At 51.7% G+C, this 22460-nt stretch carries 14 protein-coding genes; 10 read left to right on the forward strand and 4 right to left on the reverse strand.

Features of this window, described 5'->3' with window-relative positions; all coding sequences use genetic code 11:
• Window position 1 precedes the first annotated feature (1 nt).
• From alsS to ACM5QY_RS01785, 6 genes are all read left to right on the forward strand, one after another.
• Window positions 2-1678, forward strand: a complete 1677-nt coding sequence (alsS, locus tag ACM5QY_RS01760; protein ID WP_416118981.1) for an acetolactate synthase AlsS — start codon at window positions 2-4, stop codon at window positions 1676-1678.
• Window positions 1679-1811: 133 nt separating this feature from the next.
• Entirely contained in the window at window positions 1812-2858 is a 1047-nt protein-coding gene (locus tag ACM5QY_RS01765; protein ID WP_416118982.1) for an MrcB family domain-containing protein, read from the forward strand.
• Window positions 2855-3388, forward strand: a complete 534-nt coding sequence (locus tag ACM5QY_RS01770) for a hypothetical protein (protein ID WP_416118983.1) — start codon at window positions 2855-2857, stop codon at window positions 3386-3388. Before ACM5QY_RS01765 ends, ACM5QY_RS01770 begins: the two co-directional genes overlap by 4 nt.
• Window positions 3388-4653, forward strand: a complete 1266-nt coding sequence (locus tag ACM5QY_RS01775) for an McrC family protein (protein ID WP_416118984.1) — start codon at window positions 3388-3390, stop codon at window positions 4651-4653. Before ACM5QY_RS01770 ends, ACM5QY_RS01775 begins: the two co-directional genes overlap by 1 nt.
• 402 nt (window positions 4654-5055) lie before the next feature.
• A complete protein-coding gene (locus ACM5QY_RS01780; protein ID WP_416118985.1) occupies window positions 5056-5262 on the forward strand; it encodes a hypothetical protein in 207 nt (68 codons plus the stop codon).
• Window positions 5263-5272: 10 nt separating this feature from the next.
• A protein-coding gene (locus ACM5QY_RS01785; protein ID WP_416118689.1) for an IS3 family transposase occupies window positions 5273-6384 on the forward strand; the annotation gives its coding sequence in 2 pieces (ribosomal slippage) (window positions 5273-5534 and window positions 5534-6384; 1113 coding nt in all).
• A gap of 169 nt (window positions 6385-6553) precedes the next feature.
• Here the strand turns inward: ACM5QY_RS01785 and ACM5QY_RS01790 are convergent.
• From ACM5QY_RS01790 to malP, 3 genes are all read right to left on the reverse strand, one after another.
• A complete protein-coding gene (locus ACM5QY_RS01790) occupies window positions 6554-7690 on the reverse strand; it encodes a porin (RefSeq protein WP_416118986.1) in 1137 nt (378 codons plus the stop codon).
• 563 nt (window positions 7691-8253) lie between these two features.
• A complete protein-coding gene (gene malQ, locus ACM5QY_RS01795) occupies window positions 8254-10341 on the reverse strand; it encodes a 4-alpha-glucanotransferase (RefSeq protein WP_416118987.1) in 2088 nt (695 codons plus the stop codon).
• Between the two features lie 9 nt (window positions 10342-10350).
• Window positions 10351-12753, reverse strand: a complete 2403-nt coding sequence (gene malP, locus ACM5QY_RS01800; RefSeq protein WP_416118988.1) for a maltodextrin phosphorylase — start codon at window positions 12751-12753, stop codon at window positions 10351-10353.
• Between the two features lie 320 nt (window positions 12754-13073).
• On the opposite strand from malP, the gene malT reads away from it, so the two are divergent.
• The 4 genes from malT to pdeR all read left to right on the forward strand — a co-directional run bounded on the left by malT (window position 13074) and on the right by pdeR (window position 21310).
• Window positions 13074-15800, forward strand: coding sequence for an HTH-type transcriptional regulator MalT (gene malT / locus ACM5QY_RS01805; protein WP_416118989.1), 2727 nt, complete (start codon window positions 13074-13076; stop codon window positions 15798-15800).
• Between the two features lie 244 nt (window positions 15801-16044).
• On the forward strand, window positions 16045-16329 hold the full coding sequence (locus ACM5QY_RS01810) for a YjcB family protein (RefSeq protein ID WP_416118990.1): 285 nt from the start codon (window positions 16045-16047) through the stop codon (window positions 16327-16329).
• A gap of 380 nt (window positions 16330-16709) precedes the next feature.
• On the forward strand, window positions 16710-19007 hold the full coding sequence (gene bglX / locus ACM5QY_RS01815; protein WP_416118991.1) for a beta-glucosidase BglX: 2298 nt from the start codon (window positions 16710-16712) through the stop codon (window positions 19005-19007).
• 284 nt (window positions 19008-19291) lie between these two features.
• Window positions 19292-21310 carry a cyclic di-GMP phosphodiesterase gene (gene pdeR, locus ACM5QY_RS01820; RefSeq protein WP_416118992.1) on the forward strand — a complete coding sequence of 673 codons (2019 nt, stop codon included), beginning with the start codon at window positions 19292-19294 and terminating at the stop codon, window positions 21308-21310.
• 29 nt (window positions 21311-21339) lie between these two features.
• Here the strand turns inward: pdeR and ACM5QY_RS01825 are convergent, their stop codons facing one another.
• Window positions 21340-22206 carry a crotonase/enoyl-CoA hydratase family protein gene (locus tag ACM5QY_RS01825; RefSeq protein WP_416118993.1) on the reverse strand — a complete coding sequence of 289 codons (867 nt, stop codon included), beginning with the start codon at window positions 22204-22206 and terminating at the stop codon, window positions 21340-21342.
• Window positions 22207-22460 lie beyond the last annotated feature (254 nt).

The following is a 22460-nucleotide window of genomic DNA, read 5'->3' on the forward strand; positions in this document are numbered from 1 at the left end:
CATGAAAAACTCAGACCCTAAAATCGAATGGAAATGCGGCGCAGATCTGGTGGTCGCTCAGCTTGAAGCGCAGGGCGTCAAACACGTATTCGGCATTCCCGGCGCAAAAATCGACCGCGTATTTGATTCGCTGATCGACTCCAGCATCATCACCATTCCGGTGCGTCATGAAGCGAACGCCGCCTTTATGGCCGGTGCCGTCGGCCGCCTGACCGGCAAAGCGGGCGTCGCGCTGGTGACATCCGGCCCCGGCTGTTCGAACCTCATCACCGGCGTTGCCACCGCAACATCCGAAGGCGATCCGCTGGTCGCACTCGGCGGCGCGGTAAAACGAGCCGACCATGTGAAACAGGTTCACCAGACGATGGACACCGTCGCGATGTTCCGCCCGGTAACCAAATATTCTGCGGAAGTCACCTCGCCTTCCGCACTGGCCGAAGTGCTGGCAAACGGCTTTCGCGCCGCCGAATTTGGGCGTCCGGGTGCGGCGTTCATCAGCCTGCCGATGGATATCGTCAACGAACCCGCCAGCGGCAAACTGCTGACCTCACCACCGCCCGTGCTCGGCAGCGCACCGCACGACGCCATTTTGCAGGTCGCGCGTCTGTTAACACAGGCCAAAAACCCGGTTCTGCTGCTCGGCCTGATGGCCAGCCAGCCGCGTAACGCCGAAGCCATCCGCCGCCTGCTGCACAAAAGTGATTTGCCGGTTACCAGCACCTATCAGGCCGCCGGGGTTATCGATCAGGCGTCGTTCCACCGGTTTGCCGGTCGCGTGGGTTTATTCAATAATCAGGCCGGTGACCGCCTGCTGCGCAATGCCGATTTAGTGATCACCATCGGCTACAGCCCGGTCGAGTACGAACCGGCGCAGTGGAATAACGAGAATGCCGAACTGGTACATATCGACGTGATGCCCGCCGAAACGGACAGCGAATACCTGCCGGACGTCGAACTGGTGGGCGACATCGCCGATACGCTGGACCTGCTGACAGAACAAATCCAGCAGCATTTCGTGCTGAGCACCGCGTCCATCGCGATTCTGGAAGAGCGCCGCCAGCAACGCGAACTGCTGGATCAAAAAGGCCGGAGCCTGAACCAGTTCGCCATCCACCCGCTGCGGCTGGTGCGCGCGATGCAGGACATCGTCAACAGCGACGTCACGTTGTGTGTCGACATGGGCAGTTTTCACATCTGGATCGCCCGTTACCTTTACAGCTTCCGCGCGCGTCAGGTGCTGATTTCCAACGGCCAGCAAACCATGGGTGTCGCGCTGCCGTGGGCGATTGGCGCGGCGCTGGTCGATCCCGGCCGCAAAGTGGTGTCCGTTTCCGGCGACGGCGGCTTTATGCAATCGAGCATGGAACTGGAAACCGCCGTCCGGCTGGGCGTGAATTTGGTGCACATCATCTGGGTCGATGAGGCGTACAACATGGTCGCCATCCAGGAGGAGAAAAAATACCAGCGCACCTCCGGCATCCAGTTCGGCCCGATCGATTTCAAAGCCTACGCCGACGCATTCGGTGCCAAAGGTTTCGCCGTCACCTCCGCCGAAACCCTGGAAAGCACCCTCCGCGCCGCGATGGACGTACAAGGCCCCGCCGTCGTCGCCGTCCCGGTGGACTACAGCGACAATGCGTTGCTGATGGGACAGCTGGAGATGGGGGCGATGTTTTAGGGGGGGGTTCTTATGATGGTAATGCGCAGAAATGCGCCTAAAACATTGAAAAAACGTAAGTGGTACATGTAAATTGGTAGGCATTACGATAAATTACTCAGCACTATGCTGACTTAAACTGTGGTGCCACCAAATGAGCACAAATTTTGAAGAAGCGCTAAAACAAATTAATTTTGCAGAAGAAGTCCGAAAATTTATAGAACAAGCCAAAACTGGAAACTTGAAAGTCAAGGGGCTTTATTCTGATCTGGTATGCTCTTTTAAATTAAAAGTAAGTTTCGGGCAGGGCAACCAAGCGGAAGTACCTTGGATAGCATTTCTGGGTAAAGGGCAGGAAGTTTCAAATGGTATTTACCCAGTTTTCCTTTATTACAAAGCACACGATTATCTAGTTCTGAGCTATGGTGTGAGTGAAACCAATCATCCTAAAAATAATTGGCATGAAGAAATAATAAAAAACGGAACTGTATCTGCACATATGAAAGAAAAAGGATTTACCATAAAACGCTATGGTTCTTCTTATGTAGCAGCAGTTTACGAAAATGTTTCTGAGGTAGTTGGCTCACCATCATTTGATACACAACTCTACAGCGATTTAGGTAAAGTGCTTCAAAAGTACCAACTCACTTTAGAGCTTAAAAATGAGAGTGAAGATATTCAGATAACCAAACCTTTGGAGGATATCCCAATGTTGAATCAAATTCTCTTTGGCCCTCCGGGTACGGGTAAAACTTATGCAACTATTGGTACAGCACTTAACATTCTGGATGGGAAGTTTTTAGAATTAAATCGGGATGATAGAGCCGCTCAAAAAGCGCGTTTTGAAGATCTTAGAGAGAATGGATTTATTAATTTTGTTACCTTTCACCAAAGTTTTACTTATGAAGATTTTGTTGAAGGGTTAAGACCGTCAATTGGGGAAGGGAAACAACTAGAGTATCACGTTGAACCTGGTATTTTTAAAAGGATTTGCATAAACGCAGCAAAAAAACCTTCACAACCCTTTGTTTTAATTATAGATGAAATCAACAGAGGAAATGTTTCTCGCATTTTTGGTGAGCTGATTACTTTAATCGAAGTTTCTAAAAGGAAGGGGAAGAAGAAGAGCTTGTCACTAAACTTCCGTATTCAAAAGAAGAATTTAGTGTTCCCAACAATGTTTATATTATCGGCACAATGAACACTGCAGATCGTTCTCTTTCTGGTTTAGATATTGCGTTAAGACGCAGGTTTATTTTTCGAGAAATCCCGCCAAATCCTGATTTACTCGATGAGATTATCATTGAAGGTATTAATATCGGCACAATTCTAAGAACAATGAACAGTCGTATTGAAGTACTGCTTAATGCTGATCATTGCTTAGGCCATGCTTACTTTTTACCTTTAAATAAAAAACCAACACTTACACATTTAGCCTCTATTTTTCGTGACCAAATAATTCCTCTCTTGCAAGAATACTTCTTTGAAGACTGGCAAAAAATTCGTTGGATCCTCAATGATCACCGCAAGAAAAATATTTTTTGCTTTATTTCCCCTTCGCAATGGGACGACTCACTATTTGGCCCAGAGGTCACTGAACCGATGAAGGGAAATGTCTATAAAATTAATGACTTGAATTTCTCTCACGTTGAAAGTTATCTCGGGATTATTGATGTTAATCTTGCCCCGGCAAAAGAAAGTGAAATAGTTTTACAAGAGAGTGGAGAATAATGCTAGCCATTACCGTTAGAGAATTTGCCAGGCTAACGACATCTAGTATTGTATCAACTCTAGATCGCGCCCAAATTACGACAAGTGCTTTTGACTATTTATGTAAACTCGCATCTTCGTTTAATACCGGCACAGCCTTGTTACAAGTCGAAGATCGAGCATGGTTAAAGCTCGATAATTACGTGGGTGTAATCGAAACCCCTTGTGGAACGCGTATTGAAATTTTACCTAAAAGCTTTATGGATGAAGACTGCATTCATAAGGCGAGAAAGCTCCTACGTAAAATGATTGAAGCATCTTTCGATCTTCCTACTCGCCAAGTGGGTGAAACCTCGTTGGAGCTTTTTAATGCCCCGCTTACTGAGTGGGTAATGGAGAGGTTTTTAGATTCCTTTAATTCGCTGATTAAAAGAGGATTACGTGCTCATTACCAGCGGATAGATGAGGAACAGTTTTATCTTAAAGGGCAGATTAATTTCTCAGCTCAAATGAGACAATCCCCTAGCCAACAGCATAAATTTCAAATCCGTCACGACATATTTACTTTTAATCGTGCAGAAAATCGCCTTTTGAAATTAGCTTTATTACGTGTATCTAAAACGACTAGACAATCGACCACGTGGCGCTTGAGTCAGGATTTACTTTCACTATTGAACGAAGTGCCAACGAGTTCAGCAATAAATAGAGATCTCAGCGCATGGCGTAATGATCGCCTTATGAATGACTATAAAGATGTTAAACCATGGTGTGAGTTAGTGTTAGGTGAGCATATGCCGACGTCGATCTTAGGCGAATGGAGAGGCGTTAGCTTGCTTTACCCTATGGAAAAACTTTTCGAACGCTACGTTGTTAAGTGGCTCAGAAAAAATCTTCAAAGTGACGCAGTTCTCCATGCTCCGATAAAAAGCAGATACCTTTGCTCTCAGCTGGAATCCCCGATATTTCGTCTTGAACCGGATATTTTCATCGAGTTTGAGGGTAAAAAATGGCTATTGGATACAAAATGGAAACGCTTAAATAGTGATGATAGAGCGAGTAAATACGGTCTCAGCCAAAGCGATTTCTATCAGCTATTCGCCTATGGGCACAAGTATCTAAATGGCCAGGGACATATGTTTTTGGTTTATCCATTAACTTCTTCTTTCAATCGGCCGCTGCCCCCATTTTCATTTAGTGACACGCTTACACTTAGTGCGATTCCTTTCGATATTGAAAATGACTTACTCCTCATTGACGAAGAGTCGTTTCCATCCGTTGCTAAATAATGCAACAAATAGCGAGATTTCATGTTTCTCCAAGACATCTCGCAAGAATGAAAACTGCCTAAAAATTCTTCTTACTGTATAAATTCCCATGATGTAGTCTCTCCTCACTGCGGCAAAATCCGCAACCGGAATTGGCGTTCCGGATCCCCAATCGTGCTTGAGTTCGCGTAAACAGCGTTTCTCATTGGCACAGGCCTTACTCACCCTTAATATGGTGGCTCGGGCGAGGCAACCGTAAGGTTGGCCGATAAAGATTGGGATCGGTACGCCAACTTCGCCCGAGCTACCACCAGAGTTTGGCGTCTCTGTTGGTAGTGTGAATTACACCCAATGGAGTTACTGAAATGGAAAATATCTTCTCAAATATCTGCTTAATCAACACCTCCGCCCAGGAGGCAGCCCATGTCTGACCTTTATGACAATACACAGCTGGAATTGGAAGAGATCGTCGATCAATGCCGCGCACTGGCTTATGCCATCGTGACGCTGGATAACGCGCAGGCCAAAGACTTGCTGGGCTTTATTCTTTGTGAGCGATTATGTAAGTATCCCGGTAAAACGAACCATTCACTTTTAGAGATCTTCCGACATACTGATTATGTCCCCTGAGGAGATCGCTATGCGCAAGATCCGATTCACCGAGCACCAGATCATCGCCGTCCTGAAATCCGTCGAAGCTGGCAGGACCGTCAAAGATGTCTGCCGCGAGGCCGCAATTTCAGAAGCCAGCTATTACAACTGGAAAGCGAAATATGGCGGGATGGAAGCCGCCGATATCAAAAAGATCAAAGATCTGGAAGACGAGAACCGGCGGCTCAAACAGATGTTTGCCGACCTCAGTCTGGAATGCCGCGCGTTGAAAGACGTCATCGAAAAAAAGCTTTAAAACCAGCGATAAAGCGTGAGCTCGTCAGCTATCTGACGGCGCAATTTGCCATGAGCTTACGTCAGGCATGCAGGACATTATCGCTGAGCAGGACGGTGTATTTTTATCAGCCCGATACCCGTCGCGATGAGCCGGTGATCCAGGCGCTGACTGAAATGGCGGAACGCTATCCGCGATACGGTTTTAAGAAGCTCTTTCAGGTGCTTCGCAGGCACGGTAATGCCTGGAATCATAAGCGTGTACACCGGATTTACTGCCTGCTGAAACTGAATTTTCGTCGTAAGGGTAAACAACGCCTGCCGGTGCGCGACCCGGTACCATTGGCAACACCGGAAGCATTAAACCAGAGCTGGTCGATCGATTTTATGCACGATGCGCTCGTCTGCGGCAGACGCTTTCGAACCTTTAACGTGGTGGATGATTTTAACCGTGAGGCGCTGGCGATAGAAATAGACCTGAATATTCCGGCCCAGCGTGTCGTCCGGGTACTGGACAGGATTGTGGCAAACCGCGGATACCCGCTGAAGATGCGGATGGACAATGGACCGGAATTAATCTCACTGGCTCTGGCGAATTGGGCAGAAGAGCATGGTGTGATGCTGGAATTTATCAAGCCGGGTAAGCCGACGCAGAATGCCTTTATCGAACGGTTTAACCGGACGTACCGGACAGAAATACTGGATTTTTACCTGTTCAGAACTCTGAACGAAGTACGGGAAATCACAGAGCGCTGGCTGATGGAATATAACAGCGAGCGACCTCATGAATCTCTGAATAACCTGACGCCGGAAGAGTACAGGCTGATGGCCGAAAATACGGAAATCTCAAAAAGTGCGTGGAACTAAAACGGGTGTGCTTACAATTAGAGGTGCTGAATCTGGCATTGGAACTGCCGTTTACCGATGATGACATCGCCGTAGAGGAAGAGCCGCTGGCGGCATAAGTGCGGATTCAGGGCATAAAACAGCCAGCGCATTTCGGCGCTGGCAATTGAAAACACGAGGCAATCGGTCATTAGAAATCGTAGAACACGGTAACCCAGGTCTGATCCGGTTCGCCGTCGGTAGAATGCGCCAGTGTGCGTTCTACATAAACTGACAGGCCGTAACCGATCGTGGTGCCCGCACCGAAATAGGTGTGGTTTGCGTGGTACTCTTCGCCGCCTTTCAGTTGCAGTGAATCGGCTGCAACGTAAGGTTGAATAGATTTCAGGAACGGTTTGTCGATGTTAAAGGTATAACCGACGAAACCTTCCACACCATAACCGCTGCCCGCGAAGTAATGATCAACCGGATTGGCGCGCGTGCTTGGCACAAAGTCTTTGTAATAACTGCCGGTCCCGACGATATACCAGTTACCCGGCTGCCAGGTTAATGCCGTACCCGAAAGCTGCTGGTGATAATCTTTTTCATTGTATTGATTATCTTTAACCGTCGCATCGGTCAGGCTGTAGGCTGCGCTCCAGACTAAATCTTTGGTCAGCTTATAATCGAAACCTAAACCGCCGCCATTACTGCGACGGTAATATTGATTTTCACCCGCAGCGATTTGATCTTCCGGCAGCAAATAGTTTGCATATAAAGTCAGAGGGCCAAAGTCATTGGTATATTTAATACTGTTCTTCGGTTTATTGGCACCGTCGTAGTTGCCGTTGATACCAATACCCGTACCGCCGGCGTGACCATCGTTATCCCAGACGTCGCTTTTGATCCCGACGACAGAATAATAAATACCGTACTGGTGACCGTAGGTTAATGTCCCGTAGCGGTCATCTTTAAACCCGGCATATAACTGACGCTGAGTATCGCGGCGTGCACCGTCTTCATAGTGTCCGTCCATGCCCAGCAGGTGCGCCATGTCCACACCCAGCTCGTAGTAAGCGATGATCGAGGTGTCTTGCGTCAGTTTATAATCACCACGGAAACGGAAACGCGTGCCGCCGTCATGACCATTTTTATAATAGCCCGGCTCTTCACCGTTATTGAAAATCCACTCAGGACGGATACTCCCGCCGACCTGTAAACTTAACGGTGCGAGCAAAGAATTACTCTGAGGATTTTTATCTAAAACAGTAATCTCGGCCTGCGCACTTGCCGATAAAGCCGACAGCACGACACCGCCAATTAACATTGACGCTTTTAAATTGTTCATTATTACCCTGTCATTATTATTTATGTGATGTGTGAGCGGTCTTGCGCCGCGTATAAATAATTAACATAGGTAAGACGGGCGACAAAGTGAAAATTCAGAAAGTTCCCTATAAGAAAAAGATATATACGGGCTACTAATTCGACATTATTATTTTTAAATGTAACACAGGAAAACAAAATGTATATTAAAGATTAATTAACGCGCAGATTGTTTGTAATGCAATCAAATGTAAATTCAATGCTGTCTTAAACAGAAATATTTAATAACAATTATCGGATAAAAACAGCACCTATAATTAAATCATGTCTGCGTGACAATTACATTACGTTATAACCACTTTATATCATTATTGTGATCACCGTTATAATCCCTGCTGACAGAATAATATTTTGCAAAGCCTGTTATTTATTAATCGATTTCATTTTTTATTTCTTTAATCCCTTTTTGATGAGGGGAAATGCAGGGTTTGGCGTGGATCTCAGGCAAGTCAGATGGATGAAGTCCAAAGCACAAAAAAGGGTTCCCCCGCACTGGCAGAAACCCTTTTCACACGTCCGTTGTCTTCAGCTCACCGAGACTTTCCGGCGGCGCTTATCGAGGTCTTTGATGAGTTTATTCACCTGCTCGTCGGCAAACATCTCTTCGAGAGTGCAGGAAAGTTTACGACGCCAGTTCGGGTATTCGTCGCTGGTGCCGGGGACGTTCACCGGCGCGTCCATGTCGAGCCAGTCTTCCGGTTGCAGGCCGAGTAACGCACAGGCGCTGTCGGCGACATAGCGTTGCAGGCCACGATTAAGCACCGGCGTCATTTCCATAAATGCGGCTTTGTGTCCGGTTTTCTTCGGGATGCAGTCGTAATGATGCAAACCGTCGAGCAACCCCTGACGTGCGCGCGCGCGGTCGGCGTACAGTTCCTGTAAAACGTCTTCGTCACGGTAAAGCCCGAGGGTTTTACCCAGCGCCAGGTCGTCACTTTGCCAGTAACCGCGCAGCGTCGGCAGGTCGTGTGTGGTGATGGTCGCCATCGCCTGAACCGGATACGACTGCGGCGCACGGAAGTTATTTTCCTCATCGCGCTCGAAATACAGCACTTTGTAGGAATACACGCCGCCCTCGCGCAGCTTGCTGACGATCTCCACCGGCACGGTGCCCAGATCTTCGCCGATGACCATGCAGCGGTGACGCTGACTTTCCAGTGCCAGAATCGCCAGCAGATCGTCCACCGGATATTGCACATACGCGCCTTTATCCGCGGTTTCTCCGGCCGGGATCCACCACAAACGCAGCAGCGTCATCACATGATCGATACGCAACGCGCCGCAGCTGGTCATGTTCGAACGCAGCAAATCGATAAACGGCTGATAGCCACGCTTCACCATCACATGCGGATCCATCGGGCGCAGATCCCAGTTCTGGCCGAGTGGCCCGAGAATGTCCGGCGGCGCGCCGACCGAGGCTTTCAGGCAATACAGCTCGCCGTCACCCCAGGTTTCAGAACCGCCTTCGACGACGCCCACCGCTAAATCGCGGTATAACCCCATCGGCATATTCTGCTGCTGGCTGGTGCGATAGCAACTGGAGAACTGGGTTTCCGCCAGCCATTGCAGCCACAGATAAAACGCCACATCTTCAGCGTGTTGCTCGCAGAATGCGCGCACCGCCGGGCCACGGGCGTCGTGATATTTCTCCGGCCAGCGGTTCCAACCGAGCGCGACATCCGTTTCTTTCGCCAGATGTTCATACAGCGCATCAAACGCCGCCTGCAAATACAGACTTTCACCGCCCTGTTTCACGAAACTGGCCAGCGATTTCACCTGATGATCCTGCGTTTTGCGGCCCCGGAAATGCGTATACGCCAGCCGTAAACCTTCGAGTTTCAGCGGCATCACGTCGGCGTAATCCACCCATTCACTGGCGCGCGCAGCCTGCAAACGCTGCTGCGTCAGCGGCTGGTTCCACCAGATTTGGGCTTCCTGACTCTGCTTAAAATCATCTACGGCGCTGACGTCGATATAAATGACGTTCAGCCAGCGGCGCGAAGACGGGCTGTACGGGCTGGCCGCCACCGGGTTCGCCGGATACAGCGCATGAATCGGATTCAGGCCGACAAAAGCGCCGCCGCGCTGCGCGACGTTTTCGAGCAGCATATGGAGATCGCCGAAATCGCCGATGCCCCAGTTGTTTTCCGAGCGCAGCGTATAAAGCTGCACGCAGGCACCCCACAGCTTTTTACCGGCCAGCAAGGCGTCCGGTTCGTAGCAGCGTTTCGGGGCGACAATCACCCGGCAATCCCACTGCTGCGCGTCCTGCGTCAGCGTCAGCTGGTGGTAACCGGCGGGAATTTTGCCCGGCAGCGCCAGCGTCATTTTGCCGCTGATCCGGCCCTGTTGCGTTGCGCCGTTTTCCAGCTGCAATGTCCAGCCGAATTCGCCGTCGCCGCTCACCGGCAGCGCGAGACGGCTCCCGGAGACAAAGACTTTGACCGGCGGAACCGGTGTGTCAGCCGGGCGATGCCCGACCTTCCAGCCCATAGCCGACAACAGTTCGCGCTTGGTTTCCGGCGCGATCGCCTGTTGCTTGCCATGTGCATTAATGAAACCAGAGGAAATACCCGCCTCCCTGGCGGCCTGCTCCAGTACTTTGTTCTCCATGCGGGCTCCTTAACGTTTCGCCTGCCAGATCCGCTGCTGATAATCGCGAATCGATCGGTCGGAACTGAACATCCCGACGCGGGCAGTGTTGAGAATAGTTTTGCGCGTCCACGCGTCCTGATCGCGGTACAGGGCATCGACTTTTTGCTGTGCCGCGCAGTAATCCGCGAAGTCCGCCAGCACCAGATACGGGTCGCCGCCGCCGAGCAGGCTGTCGAGCATCAGGCTGAACGCCTGTTTGTCGCCGTTGCTGAAGAAGCCGCTTTCCAGCTCTTTTAGGATCTTATCCAGATGTTTGTCTTTCTTACGGATTTTCAGCGGATCGTAGCCTTTGGCCTGCAACGCTTTCACCTGATCGACGGTATTGCCGAAGATGAAGATATTCTCTTCGCCGACCTGCTCGGCAATCTCGACATTCGCGCCGTCGAGCGTGCCGACGGTCATCGCGCCATTCAGCGCCAGCTTCATGTTGCCGGTGCCGGAGGCTTCTTTCCCGGCCGTCGAAATCTGCTCGGAAACGTCTGCCGCCGGGATCATCAGCTCCGCCACGGACACGCGGTAATCCGGGATAAACACTACTTTGATCCGGTCACGCACCAGCGGATCGTTATTCACTTTTTCAGCCACCTGATTGATGGCGTAAATAACGTTTTTCGCCAGGTAATAACCCGGTGCCGCTTTCGCGCCGAACAGGAACACGCGGGGCACCAGGTCCATTTCCGGGTTATCGCGCAGCTGGCGGTACAGTGAAAGTATATGCAGCAGATTCAGGTGCTGACGTTTGTACTCGTGCAGGCGCTTGATCTGCACGTCGAAAATCGCGTCCGGGTTCAGGGTCAGGCCCATCGTGTGTTTGACGTACTCCGCCAGACGTACTTTGTTTTCACGCTTAATCTGCTGATAACGCTGGCAGAACGCCGTATCGTCAGCGGAACTTTCCAGCCCTTTCAGGGCGTCCAGATTGTTCACCCATTCGGTTTTCAGGGTGTCATCAATCAGCGCGGACAACGCCGGGTTACACTGTTTTACCCAGCGGCGCGGTGTGATGCCGTTGGTGACGTTGTGGAATTTGTTCGGCCACAGCTGGTGATATTCCGGGAACAGATCTTTGACCACCAGCTCGGAATGCAGCGCCGCAACGCCGTTCACCGCAAAGCCGCTGACCACGCACAGATTAGCCATGCGTACCTGTTTGTTCTGATGCACAGAAAGTTTTTCCCATACCGCTTTGTCGCCCGGCCACTGTTTTTCGACCACTTTTTTGAAGCGGGCGTTAATGGCTTTGATCAGAGAGAAGTGGCGTGGCAACAGGCTGCGCACCAGTTTTTCATCCCAGCATTCGAGCGCTTCCGGCATCAGCGTGTGGTTGGTGTAGGCGAACGTCTGGCGGGTAATCGCCCACGCGGCGTCCCAGTCCAGCTGATGTTCATCGAGCAAAATACGCAGCAGTTCCGGGATAGCGATCGTCGGATGCGTGTCGTTGAGTTGGATCACTTCAAACTGCGGCAGATCCTGAATTTTGCGGCCCAGGAAATGATGGCGGCGCAGAATATCGGCCACCGAGCACGCGCACTGGAAATACTGCTGCATCAGGCGCAGGCGCTTTCCTGCTTCATGGTTGTCATTCGGGTACAGCACTTTTGTCAGTTTAGCGGCATCAATGCCTTTCTGTTCCGCTTTGAGGAATTCGCCATCGTTGAATAAAGTCAGGTCAAACGGATGTACGTCGGTGGCCTGCCACAAACGCAGCGGCTGAGTGACGCCATTTTTATAGCCGACCACCGGCAAATCCCAGGCCTCGCCGCGCAGGGAAAACGCCGGATGCCATTGCTCAATGCCCTGCTCATTTTTGACCAGCTTGCCGCCGAACTGAACGTCCACGGACAACGCGCTGTTATGGGTAAACCACGGGTAGCTTTCGCGGTGCCAGTTATCCGGCGCTTCCTGCTGCTGGCCTTCGCTGAATGACTGACGGAATAAACCGTACTGATAGTTCAGGCCGTAGCCGGTCGCCGGTTGCCCGACGGTCGCCATCGAATCAAGGAAACAGGCCGCCAGACGCCCTAGGCCGCCATTGCCCAGCGCCGGGTCGGTTTCCTGTTCCAGCACATCCGCCAGCTCTGCCCCCTGCTCTTTCAGCGCCTGTTGTACGGTGTCGTACCAGCCGAGATTGATCAGGTTATTCGCGGTCAGGCGCCCGATCAGAAATTCCATCGAAATGTAATTAACGTGCCGCTGCGGGTGATTTGTGGCTGCGGGCGCGGGTTGCGCGCTGAGTTGCTCTGACAGCGCACCGCTGGTGGCCTGCCACCACTGATGCGGCGTCATGTCCTGCGCCTGCTGTAAACCGAATCCCTGCCACTGGCGTTTTAGCGCGGCTAAAAACTGTGTCTTATCCAAAGTCACCTGCATCACATGCCTCTTTATCCGGGAATTTGTGGGAAAACCTGATGTTGATAGTCACTATGCTGAAGCTTCCCCGGATGAGCAGCATCATCCCGCCAAAGATTAGGCGGGGAGGAGAAACGGGGCGTAGTCGGATGAGACGGGCGCTCAGAGGGAAGGGCTGAAAATTTGTATTAAGAAGTGTGATACAGAGCAACTTAACGACATGTAAAAACGTAACATTCTTGCAATCAATGTTTCAAAGGAGGACTTTAGAAAAAGTGATTAATTACACGCTGTGAAATAAAGATCGCCCCTTCTGTTCACCGTCAAAAGAATCGTAAAAAATGCTGATCCCGTCGAAATTGAGCCGCCCGGTGCGGCAGCAAAATACAGTGGTTCGCGATCGTCTGCTGACGAAGCTGGCGACTGCGCCAAATTACCGTCTGACCCTGGTTGCCAGCCCGGCCGGCTACGGGAAAACCACGCTGGTGGCGCACTGGGCAGCAGGAAAAAGCGATCTCGGCTGGTACTCCCTGGATGAAAGCGATAATCAGCCCGAGCGTTTTGCCAGCTATCTGATTGCCGCCGTGCAGCATGCCTGCGGCGGTCATTGCGTCAAAAGTGAGGCGCTGAGCCAGAAGCATCAGTATGCGAGTTTGTCCGCGCTGTTTGCTCAGGTGTTTGTTGAGCTTTCCGACTGGCATCGCCCGCTTTTGCTGGTGATCGACGATTATCACCTCATTTCCAATGACGCCATCCACGAAGGGATGCGTTTCTTCCTGCGCCATCAGCCGGAAAATATTTCGCTGGTCGTGCTCTCACGCACCCTGCCTCCGCTGGGCATCGCCAATATGCGTGTGCGCGAACAGTTGCTGGAACTCAATGCCTCGCATCTGGCGTTTACACACCCGGAAACGCAGCAGTTTTTCGACAACCGTCTTAAAGATCCGATTGATCAGGCCGACAGCAGCCGCCTGTGCGATGACGTTGCTGGCTGGGCTACGGCGCTGCAACTTATTGCGCTCTCCGCGCGCCAGTCGACGACCTCTTCGCAACAATCCACGCAGCAGTCCGCACGCAAACTGGCCGGTCTGAACGCCAGCCATTTATCAGAATATCTGGTGGACGAAGTGCTGGATCGCGTTGATGCGCCAACCCGCGATTTTCTGCTGCGCTGTTCGTTGCTGCGTTCGATGAACGACGCCCTGATTGTGCGGCTGACCGGAGGCGAAAACGGTCAGCAGCGGCTGGAAGAGCTGGAGCGACAGGGGCTGTTTATTCACCGCATGGATGACACCGGCGAATGGTTTAACTTCCACCCGCTGTTTGCCACGTTTTTGCGTCAGCGCTGTCAGTGGGAGCTGGCGGCTGAATTGCCGAAAATTCACCGCGCGGCCGCCGAAGGCTGGCTGGCGCAGGGTTTCCCGGCCGAAGCCATCCACCATGCACTGGGCGCGGAAGATACCGATATGCTGCGCGATATTCTGCTGCAACATGCCTGGTCGCTGTTTAATCAGAGCGAACTGGCGCTGCTGGAAGAGTGCCTCGCCGCGTTGCCTTATGATTGCCTGATTCAGAACCCGAAACTGGTGCTGTTACAGGCGTGGCTGGCACAAAGCCAGCACCGTTATGCCGAAGTGGAAGCCCTTCTGGTGCGTGCGGAAAGTGAAATGCAGCAGCGCAATATCGTGATGGAACAGGATCTGGCGGCAGAATTTGACGCCCTGCGTGCGCAGGTGGCGATCAACGATGGCCGTCAGGATGAGGCCGAAAAACTGGCCACCGACGCCCTGCGTTTTCTGCCGTATGAAAGCTATTACAGCCGCATAGTTGCCACGTCGGTGACGGGTGAAATCCAGCACTGTAAAGGCGATTTAACCCGTGCGCTGCCGCTGATGCAGCAAACCGAGCAAATCGCACGCCGCTACGAAGCCTATCACTACGCGTTATGGGCGCTGCTGCAACAGAGCGAAATTCTGATTGCTCAGGGCTTTTTGCAGGCCGCGTTTGAAATGCAGGATCGCGCTTTTGAACTGGTGCGCGAGCAGCACCTTGAACAACTGCCGATGCATGAATTTTTACTGCGCCTGCGCTCGCAATTGTTGTGGTCGTGGTCCCGACTCGATGATGCCGAAGACGCGGCGCGTCAGGGGCTGGACGTACTGACCAACTTTCAGCCACAGCAACAGTTGCAGTGTCTGGCGATGCTGGCGAAATGCTCGCTGGCGCGTGGTCAGCTCGACAATGCGCATCATCATTTACAGCGCTGTGAAAGCCTGCTCAAAACCGGTCAGTATCACATCGACTGGATGACCAATACCGATAAACCGCGGGTGATTTACTGGCAGATGATCGGGGATAAGTCCGCCGCGCGGCAATGGCTGCAACAGGCGCGTAAACCGGACATGGCGGATAACCATTTCCAGCAGGGCCAGTGGCGCAACATTGCCCGCGTGCAGATTTTGCTGGAACAGTTTGATGAAGCAGAAGTGGTGCTCGACGAACTGAATCAGACCGCCCGACAATTACGCCTGACCAGCGATCTGAACCGTAACCTGTTGCTGAGTAACCTGCTTTACTGGCACACCGGCCGCAAAAGTGACGCGCAGCGCGTGCTGATTGAAGCGCTCGGGCTGGCGAACCGCACCGGATTTGTCAGCCATTTCGTTATCGAAGGGGAAATGATGGCGCAACAACTGCGCCAGCTGCTTCAGCTCAATCTTTTGCCGGAGCTGGAACAGCGCCGCGCACAGCAAATTCTGCGGGAAATTAATCAGCACCATCGCCATAAATTTGCGCACTTCGACGAAGGCTTCGTGAATAAATTACTGACCCACCCGCAGGTGCCGGAGCTTATCCGCACCAGCCCGCTGACTCAGCGCGAATGGCAGGTGCTCGGGTTAATTTACTCCGGCTACAGCAATGATCAGATTGCCGGTGAGCTGGATGTCGCGTCGACCACCATCAAAACGCATATCCGCAATTTGTACCAAAAACTGGGCGTCGCCCACCGTCAGGAAGCCGTTCAGCAGGCGCAGCACCTGCTTCAGGTCATGGGCTACGGCGCCTGAAATCCGGTTTTTATTTCCTTTTCATAACACACCGGGCTTTTATGGCGGTGTGTTATGCCTATTTCGCATGACTACAAGCGAACATTTTTTGCTCATAATGAAAATCCGGTGATATAATGTGATCTTCGTCACACTATTTAACTTCACCATTTTCTTCAGTAAAGCCCATTGCCAACCAGCGGTAACAGCCTTCAGGCTGATTTGGCTTCGTGCAAACGGCTGTAGTGAGTAAGGATTTTTATCGATGGGTACTTTAACTGCCGGGTTTATCATGATGCGCTGGGAACTGCTGAGCGCCTTTTTAATGTTCTGCACCAGCCAGCTTAATATTGTTTGCCGCCAGTCCAGCCGCAATACCATGGCGTTTATTTGCAGCGGAATCGGCCTGACCGTGACGTGTTTCTTCGTGATGAGCCTCATGGGAATGAGCTATAACGCTGAAGCGATTGCGCAATTCTGGTCCACGACGAAAGACGTGTTCTTCGACGTTATGAGCAAAACCCCGACCGATATGTCTTACTACTATTAATCTTATTCTCTGATCGCTATTGACGATTTTAAGGGGCAGAACTTCCGGTTCTGCCCTTTTTATTGCGCATTTTCATTCTCCCCGCCGCGATTTTGTTGCTTATTTACGCAGCGAAATGCCATCTAATCCTAAATTTAAAAATTTGCGCGATGCGTCGACTGTCTTTTTGTACCTATCCTTCTGATTACCTGTAAATTGCAGTCTGCCTCGAAGGATAAAAAGATAATGTGCCGACGCCTCAAACTATTGATTGCTAATAGTTGAACGGTCGTATTAGATTCTCACACTATACTTTTCTTAGAATGATCATTGTTTTGTTTGCTTCAGGCTGCTGAATTTTCACTATTTTGGCATCCCTGCTTATGGTTGAAGGAATTCCGATGAATACGCATCACGTGCTTGGCGCGTTAGTGTTACTGGTAAGCTCTGCCTCGTCACTCGCCGTTGAAACAACGGGTATCCCGCAGGATCAGGTAAAAGAACGCAATGCGTTCATTGCTGACCTGATGAAAAAAATGACCCTTGACGAAAAAATTGGTCAGCTGAATCTGGTCACCGTTGGCCCGGATTATCAAAAAGAAGCCATCATGGCGGACATCAAGGCCGGTAAAGTTGGCGGGGTATTTAATACGGTCACGAAGCCTGATATCCGCCGTATGCAGGATGAAGTCAAAAACAGCCGCCTGAAAATTCCTCCTTTCTATGCGTATGACGTTGTCCACGGGCAGCGCACGATTTTCCCGATCAGCCTTGGCCTCGCATCGAGCTGGGATATGCAGGCCGTCTTCACCAGTGCGCATATCGCTGCGGTGGAAACGGCTGCCGATGGCCTGAACATGACCTTCGCGCCGATGGTGGATATCACCCGTGATCCGCGCTGGGGCCGTGTTTCCGAAGGCTTTGGCGAAGACACTTATCTGACCTCACGCCTCGCACACGAAATGGTGACCGGCTTCCAGGGCAAAGACCCGTCTGCGCCCGACGCCGTGATGGCAAACGTGAAACACTACGCGTTGTACGGTGCTGTCGAAGGGGGCCGCGAATACAACACCGTCGACATGAGCCTGACCCGCATGTTCAACGATTACATGCCGCCGTACAAAGCCGCGATTGATGCCGGTGCCGGTGGTGTGATGATTGCGCTCAACAGCATTAACGGGATCCCGGCGACGTCCAATACCTGGCTGCTGAAAGACATTCTGCGTGACGACTGGCAATTTAAAGGCCTGACCGTCAGCGATCACGGAGCGATTGGCGGGCTGGTGAAACATGGCGTGGCCGAAGACGATCGTCAGGCGGCCGCGATGGCGCTGAAAGCGGGCGTGGATATGGACATGGCCGACAACATGTACGGTAAGTATCTGAAAGGATTACTCGCCGACGGTCTGGTCAGCCAGCAAGATATCGATCGCGCCGTGCGCGACGTACTGGCCGCCAAATGGGACATGGGTCTGTTCGTTGATGAATACCGCCATTTAGGCCCGGCATCCAGCGACCCGGCTGACACCAATGCCGAAAGCCGTCTGCACCGCAGCGAAGCGCGTGAAGTGGCGCGCACCTCGCTGGTTCTGCTGAAAAATAACAATCAGACCTTACCGCTGGCGAAGAAAGGCACGATTGCCGTCGTCGGTGCGCTGGCTGACAGCAAACGTGACGTGATGGGCAGTTGGTCCGCCGCCGGTAAAGCCGCTCAGGCCGTCACGGTATTGCAGGGCATGAAAGATGTGCTCGGCGATAAAGGCACGGTGCTGTACGCACGCGGAGCAAACGTAACCGACGATCAGGCGATGGTCGATTTCCTCAATTCTTACGAAAAACAGGTCATTAACGACACGAGAAAACCACAGGACATGATCGACGAAGCGGTAAAAACTGCAGAGAAAGCCGATGTCGTGGTTGCCGTGGTCGGTGAAGCTCAGGGCATGGCGCACGAAGCCTCGAGCCGCTCTGAGCTGAATATTCCGCAAAGCCAGCGTGACCTGCTGAAAGCGCTGAAAGCCACCGGCAAACCGCTGGTCATCGTGCTGATGAACGGCCGTCCTCTGACGTTAACATGGGAAAACGAAATCTCTGATGCGATGCTGGAAACCTGGTTCAGCGGCACCGAAGGCGGCCATGCGATCGCCGACGTTCTGTTTGGCGATTACAACCCGTCAGGCAAACTGCCGATGACCTTCCCGCGTGCTGTCGGCCAAATTCCGTTGTATTACAGCTTCCTGAATACCGGGCGTCCGTTTAATCCGCAGCATCCGGATAAATACACCACCCGCTATTTTGATATCACCAACGGCCCGCTTTTCCCGTTTGGTTATGGGCTGAGCTACACCCATTTCAGCGTGTCTGACGTGAGTTTGTCTTCCACCACAATGGACATCAAACATCCGCTGACCGCCAGCGTGACGGTGAAAAACACCGGAAAAGTCAGCGGCGCGACGATTGTGCAGTTGTATCTTCAGGATGTGGCGGCCTCTGTCAGCCGGCCAGTCAAAGAGCTGAAGAACTTCGAAAAAATCACCCTGCAACCGGGTGAAGAGAAAATCGTTACATTTGCGATCAATGAAAAGGATTTACGTTTCTTCAATGACAAGTTGAAATGGGCTTCTGAACCTGGAAAGTTCAACGTATTCGTGGGGTTAGACTCTCAGGATGTGAAGCAGACCCACTTCCTGTTGAAGTGATTTTACGGGCCCGGACAGGGCCCGGAGTACGGTCTGAAAAGTCGTCTCTTACAGGCGGGTTACCGGTAACGGCCCCGCCTGTATTGAGCAGTAATTTCTGTCTGGCGACTGGATATATAACCGACAGTTGCTAACCTTAAATTCAATGTGTTACGCCCTCTCGCCCTTTATCCGCCTGTTGCGGAGCGTTGCGAGTGTGCGAAACAGAGTAAACTCCGTCTGTGCTGACTGTCGCCATGTCGCCACACCGGCGGCGTATAGCGTTCTTTGCGGAGAAACATTCCATGGTCGACTCTCAAGATGCCTCCATTTTGTACCTACATTTCGGTACCCCACGCCCGTACTGGCGGTTGGGTTCCGACAGCAATGCACTGGAGCTGTCCGCTGAGAAAGGCATCGTCAACATAGCGATTTCCCTGACGCAATGGCAGGCAGGGAAAATCAGACAACTGACCGGGATCACCTCAAGTTTCACGCTGGATATCACGCTGTTCGGATCGCCCGTCCGTCTGTATCTGGTGGGCCGTAAAATCGACAGCAAAGCCTGGGCGGGTACGGCTTCGGCTTATCAGGATACTGAATCCGTCGCACACGATCTGGAAGTCGGCCTGACGTTTGCTGAGCAGGTGGTGTCTGAAGCCAATTCAGTCATCGTGATTATCGATCAGGAAGGCAAAATCCACCGTTTTAACCGTTTAAGCGAAGAATACACCGGCCTGCGCGAAGAAGACGTCATCGGGCGCAGCGCTTATGATCTGTTTATGTCGATGGAAGAAGGTCTGGCGTCGCGCCAGAACATTAACGGCTTCTTTCAGCATCAGCAATCCTACGAAGTCGAGCGCTGGATCAACACGGTGAAAGGCCAGCGGCTGTTCCTGTTCCGCAATAAATTTGTGCACAGCGGCAGCGGCAAACAGCAAAAATATCTGATTTGCTCCGGCTCCGATATTACCGATGAACGCAAAGCACAGGAGCGGCTGCGCGTTCTGGCCAACACCGATTTAGTCACCGGTTTTGCCAACCGTAACGCGTTGCAGGAATCTCTCGCGAAAGCGCTGAAAGAACGTGGTGATGACAAAGTCGGCCTGATTTATCTGGATCTGGACAACTTCAAAAAGGTCAACGACGCCTACGGCCATATGTTTGGCGATCACCTGCTGCGCGCGGTTTCAGATGCCATTCAGGATTGCCTGTCACCCAACGATAAGCTTGCGCGATTGGGCGGCGACGAATTCATTATTCTCAGCACTCACGCTGAAATTCATACACTGGAAGAACTGAGCCAGCGCGTATTACGCCGTCTGGGTTTACCCTTCCGCATCGGTCTGATTGAAGTCTATACCGGCTGTTCAGGCGGTATTGCGATTTGCCCCGAACACGGTACCGATGGCGATACGCTGTTGCAAAACGCCGACACCGCGATGTACGTGGCGAAAGATAAAGGCAAAAACGCCCACTGTATTTTCTCGCAGGAAATGAACCAGAAAGCGGCGGAATATATGTGGCTGGATACGCATTTGCGTAAAGCGCTGGCCGAGAAAGGTCAGCTGGTTTTGCACTATCAGCCGAAAGTGTCTTTATATGGCACCGTGCAAAGCGTTGAAGCGTTGCTGCGCTGGGAATCGCCGGAGCGCGGGCTGATTCAGCCGCAAAGCTTTATCCCTTATGCCGAAGAATCTGGCCTGATCACACCTATCGGAAAATGGGTCATTGAAACAGCGACCCGTCAGGCCACCGAATGGCAGAAAAAAGGCCTGAATCTGCGCGTCGCGGTGAATCTTTCCGGGAGGCAGCTCAACAACGGTTCCTTCATCACCACGCTGTCTGATGCGATGAAAAAGTCCGGGATGAAAGGCTGTCTGCTCGATTTTGAACTGACGGAAAGCTGTCTGGTGGAGGATGAAAGCGCCGCTGTCATCATGATTAATCAGTTACACAAACTGGGTGCGCAGGTGCATCTTGATGACTTCGGTACCGGTTATTCCTCGCTGTCGCAGCTGGCGCGTATCCCGCTCGACTGCATCAAGCTGGATCAAAGTTTTATACGCGGAATCAATGATAATCCGGTTTCTCAGGCGCTGGTACGGGCCATTGTTGCGGTGGCAAAAACCCTGCAACTGACGGTGGTGGCGGAAGGTGTCGAAACCGCTGAGGAAGAAAAGCTGGTGGATGAAATCGGTGTGGACAGCAAACAGGGCTTTCTTTACGCCAAGCCAATGCCCGCAATTGAGCTGGAGCACTGGCTTGAGGAAAAAAGAGTTGCTTCACCCAATGTTTTTAAACATAAAGCAAAACAGAAATAGCGCCAGTGACGGGCTGTTTCTGCCTGCTGCTAGCCGGTTTTACGCAATGATGCGGTATGCCGGTTTTGCAGCATGACCAGACGCTCCATATAACTCAGATCCTTTTCCTCCAGCGTAAATGCGGCATCCACCCAGTCTTCCGTAATATCCATCAGCTCTGAGCGGGACAGCTGCAACACGCGCTGACGCGCCCGGATCATCGCCCTGATCCCGTTGAGTTTTGGCCGCAGGACATCCATGAAAGTACGCGTGGCGTTGAAACCCTCGCCCGGCTGGAACAAAACGTCCACCAGACCGCGACTTTCGAACCACTCCGCCGTATGCGATTCACCGGTAGAAATCAGCTCTTCCGCCAGTTTCATTCCGGCTTTGCGTGACACCAGAGAATAGCCCCCCATCCCCGGGAACAGATTAAATGCAATTTCCGGGAACCCCATGCGCGCGGTGTTTTGCGCCAGGACATAATGGTGCGCCAGCGCCGCTTCGAAACCGCCACCCAGTGCGGTGCCTTCGATCATCGACAAGCTGATTGCTCCGACATCAAAACCCCGCGCCGCCGCGTGAACGCAGTCAACACAAGCTCGTGCATACGCACGTAAGGCCTCGCGTTTGTTATTGATGATGGATTCAACAAAGAAACTGAGATCACCACCCACATTGTACATATTGGGCACAAGCGATCCGGTAACCCAAAAATCGAAACGCAGCCCCGATGCCTTCGCGGCGTAGGTCAGCGTCATGATGTCTTCAATGAGCTCCTGATTAAAGCAAGGACGTGGATAAGACCTGAGCATCATCCACATGACATTACGGCCTTCTTCATAGTAGGCTGCAATCTGGGACAAATGCCCGGCTTCGGTAAACGGGCGGCAGGCTGTATGGTCAATAAGATTCATAGTATATATCCAGGTTAGGAATGAAGTTTTAGGGTGAAGCAGCTCCAGCCTAGTCCAGCTCTAACCCGAACTGAATCGATTCGAGATTGTTTTATAAAAATAATCCTAGTCATAACGATTCAACAAAAAAATGTTAAAAATAAACAACCTGCATACAATCAATATTGTGTAAAAACAAAGAAATAATTAATTTATCTGCTACAACGCGATGTTTACCCCTGCCCTAAATAAATATCCTAATTAAAGAACCACCC

Origin of the sequence: Rahnella sp. PCH160, assembly GCF_047784855.1 — a bacterium.
Lineage (GTDB): Bacteria > Pseudomonadota > Gammaproteobacteria > Enterobacterales > Enterobacteriaceae > Rahnella.

What these genes read in the sequence shown, in the direction of transcription:
- alsS (WP_416118981.1), top strand. Translation starts at nt 2, where the DNA reads ATGAAAAACTCAGACCCTAAAATCGAATGGAAATGCGGCGCAGATCTG.
- ACM5QY_RS01765 (WP_416118982.1), top strand. Translation starts at nt 1,812, where the DNA reads ATGAGCACAAATTTTGAAGAAGCGCTAAAACAAATTAATTTTGCAGAA.
- ACM5QY_RS01770 (WP_416118983.1), top strand. Translation starts at nt 2,855, where the DNA reads ATGAACACTGCAGATCGTTCTCTTTCTGGTTTAGATATTGCGTTAAGA.
- ACM5QY_RS01775 (WP_416118984.1), top strand. Translation starts at nt 3,388, where the DNA reads ATGCTAGCCATTACCGTTAGAGAATTTGCCAGGCTAACGACATCTAGT.
- ACM5QY_RS01780 (WP_416118985.1), top strand. Translation starts at nt 5,056, where the DNA reads ATGTCTGACCTTTATGACAATACACAGCTGGAATTGGAAGAGATCGTC.
- ACM5QY_RS01790 (WP_416118986.1), bottom strand. Translation starts at nt 7,690, where the DNA reads ATGAACAATTTAAAAGCGTCAATGTTAATTGGCGGTGTCGTGCTGTCG.
- malQ (WP_416118987.1), bottom strand. Translation starts at nt 10,341, where the DNA reads ATGGAGAACAAAGTACTGGAGCAGGCCGCCAGGGAGGCGGGTATTTCC.
- malP (WP_416118988.1), bottom strand. Translation starts at nt 12,753, where the DNA reads ATGCAGGTGACTTTGGATAAGACACAGTTTTTAGCCGCGCTAAAACGC.
- malT (WP_416118989.1), top strand. Translation starts at nt 13,074, where the DNA reads ATGCTGATCCCGTCGAAATTGAGCCGCCCGGTGCGGCAGCAAAATACA.
- ACM5QY_RS01810 (WP_416118990.1), top strand. Translation starts at nt 16,045, where the DNA reads ATGGGTACTTTAACTGCCGGGTTTATCATGATGCGCTGGGAACTGCTG.
- bglX (WP_416118991.1), top strand. Translation starts at nt 16,710, where the DNA reads ATGAATACGCATCACGTGCTTGGCGCGTTAGTGTTACTGGTAAGCTCT.
- pdeR (WP_416118992.1), top strand. Translation starts at nt 19,292, where the DNA reads ATGGTCGACTCTCAAGATGCCTCCATTTTGTACCTACATTTCGGTACC.
- ACM5QY_RS01825 (WP_416118993.1), bottom strand. Translation starts at nt 22,206, where the DNA reads ATGAATCTTATTGACCATACAGCCTGCCGCCCGTTTACCGAAGCCGGG.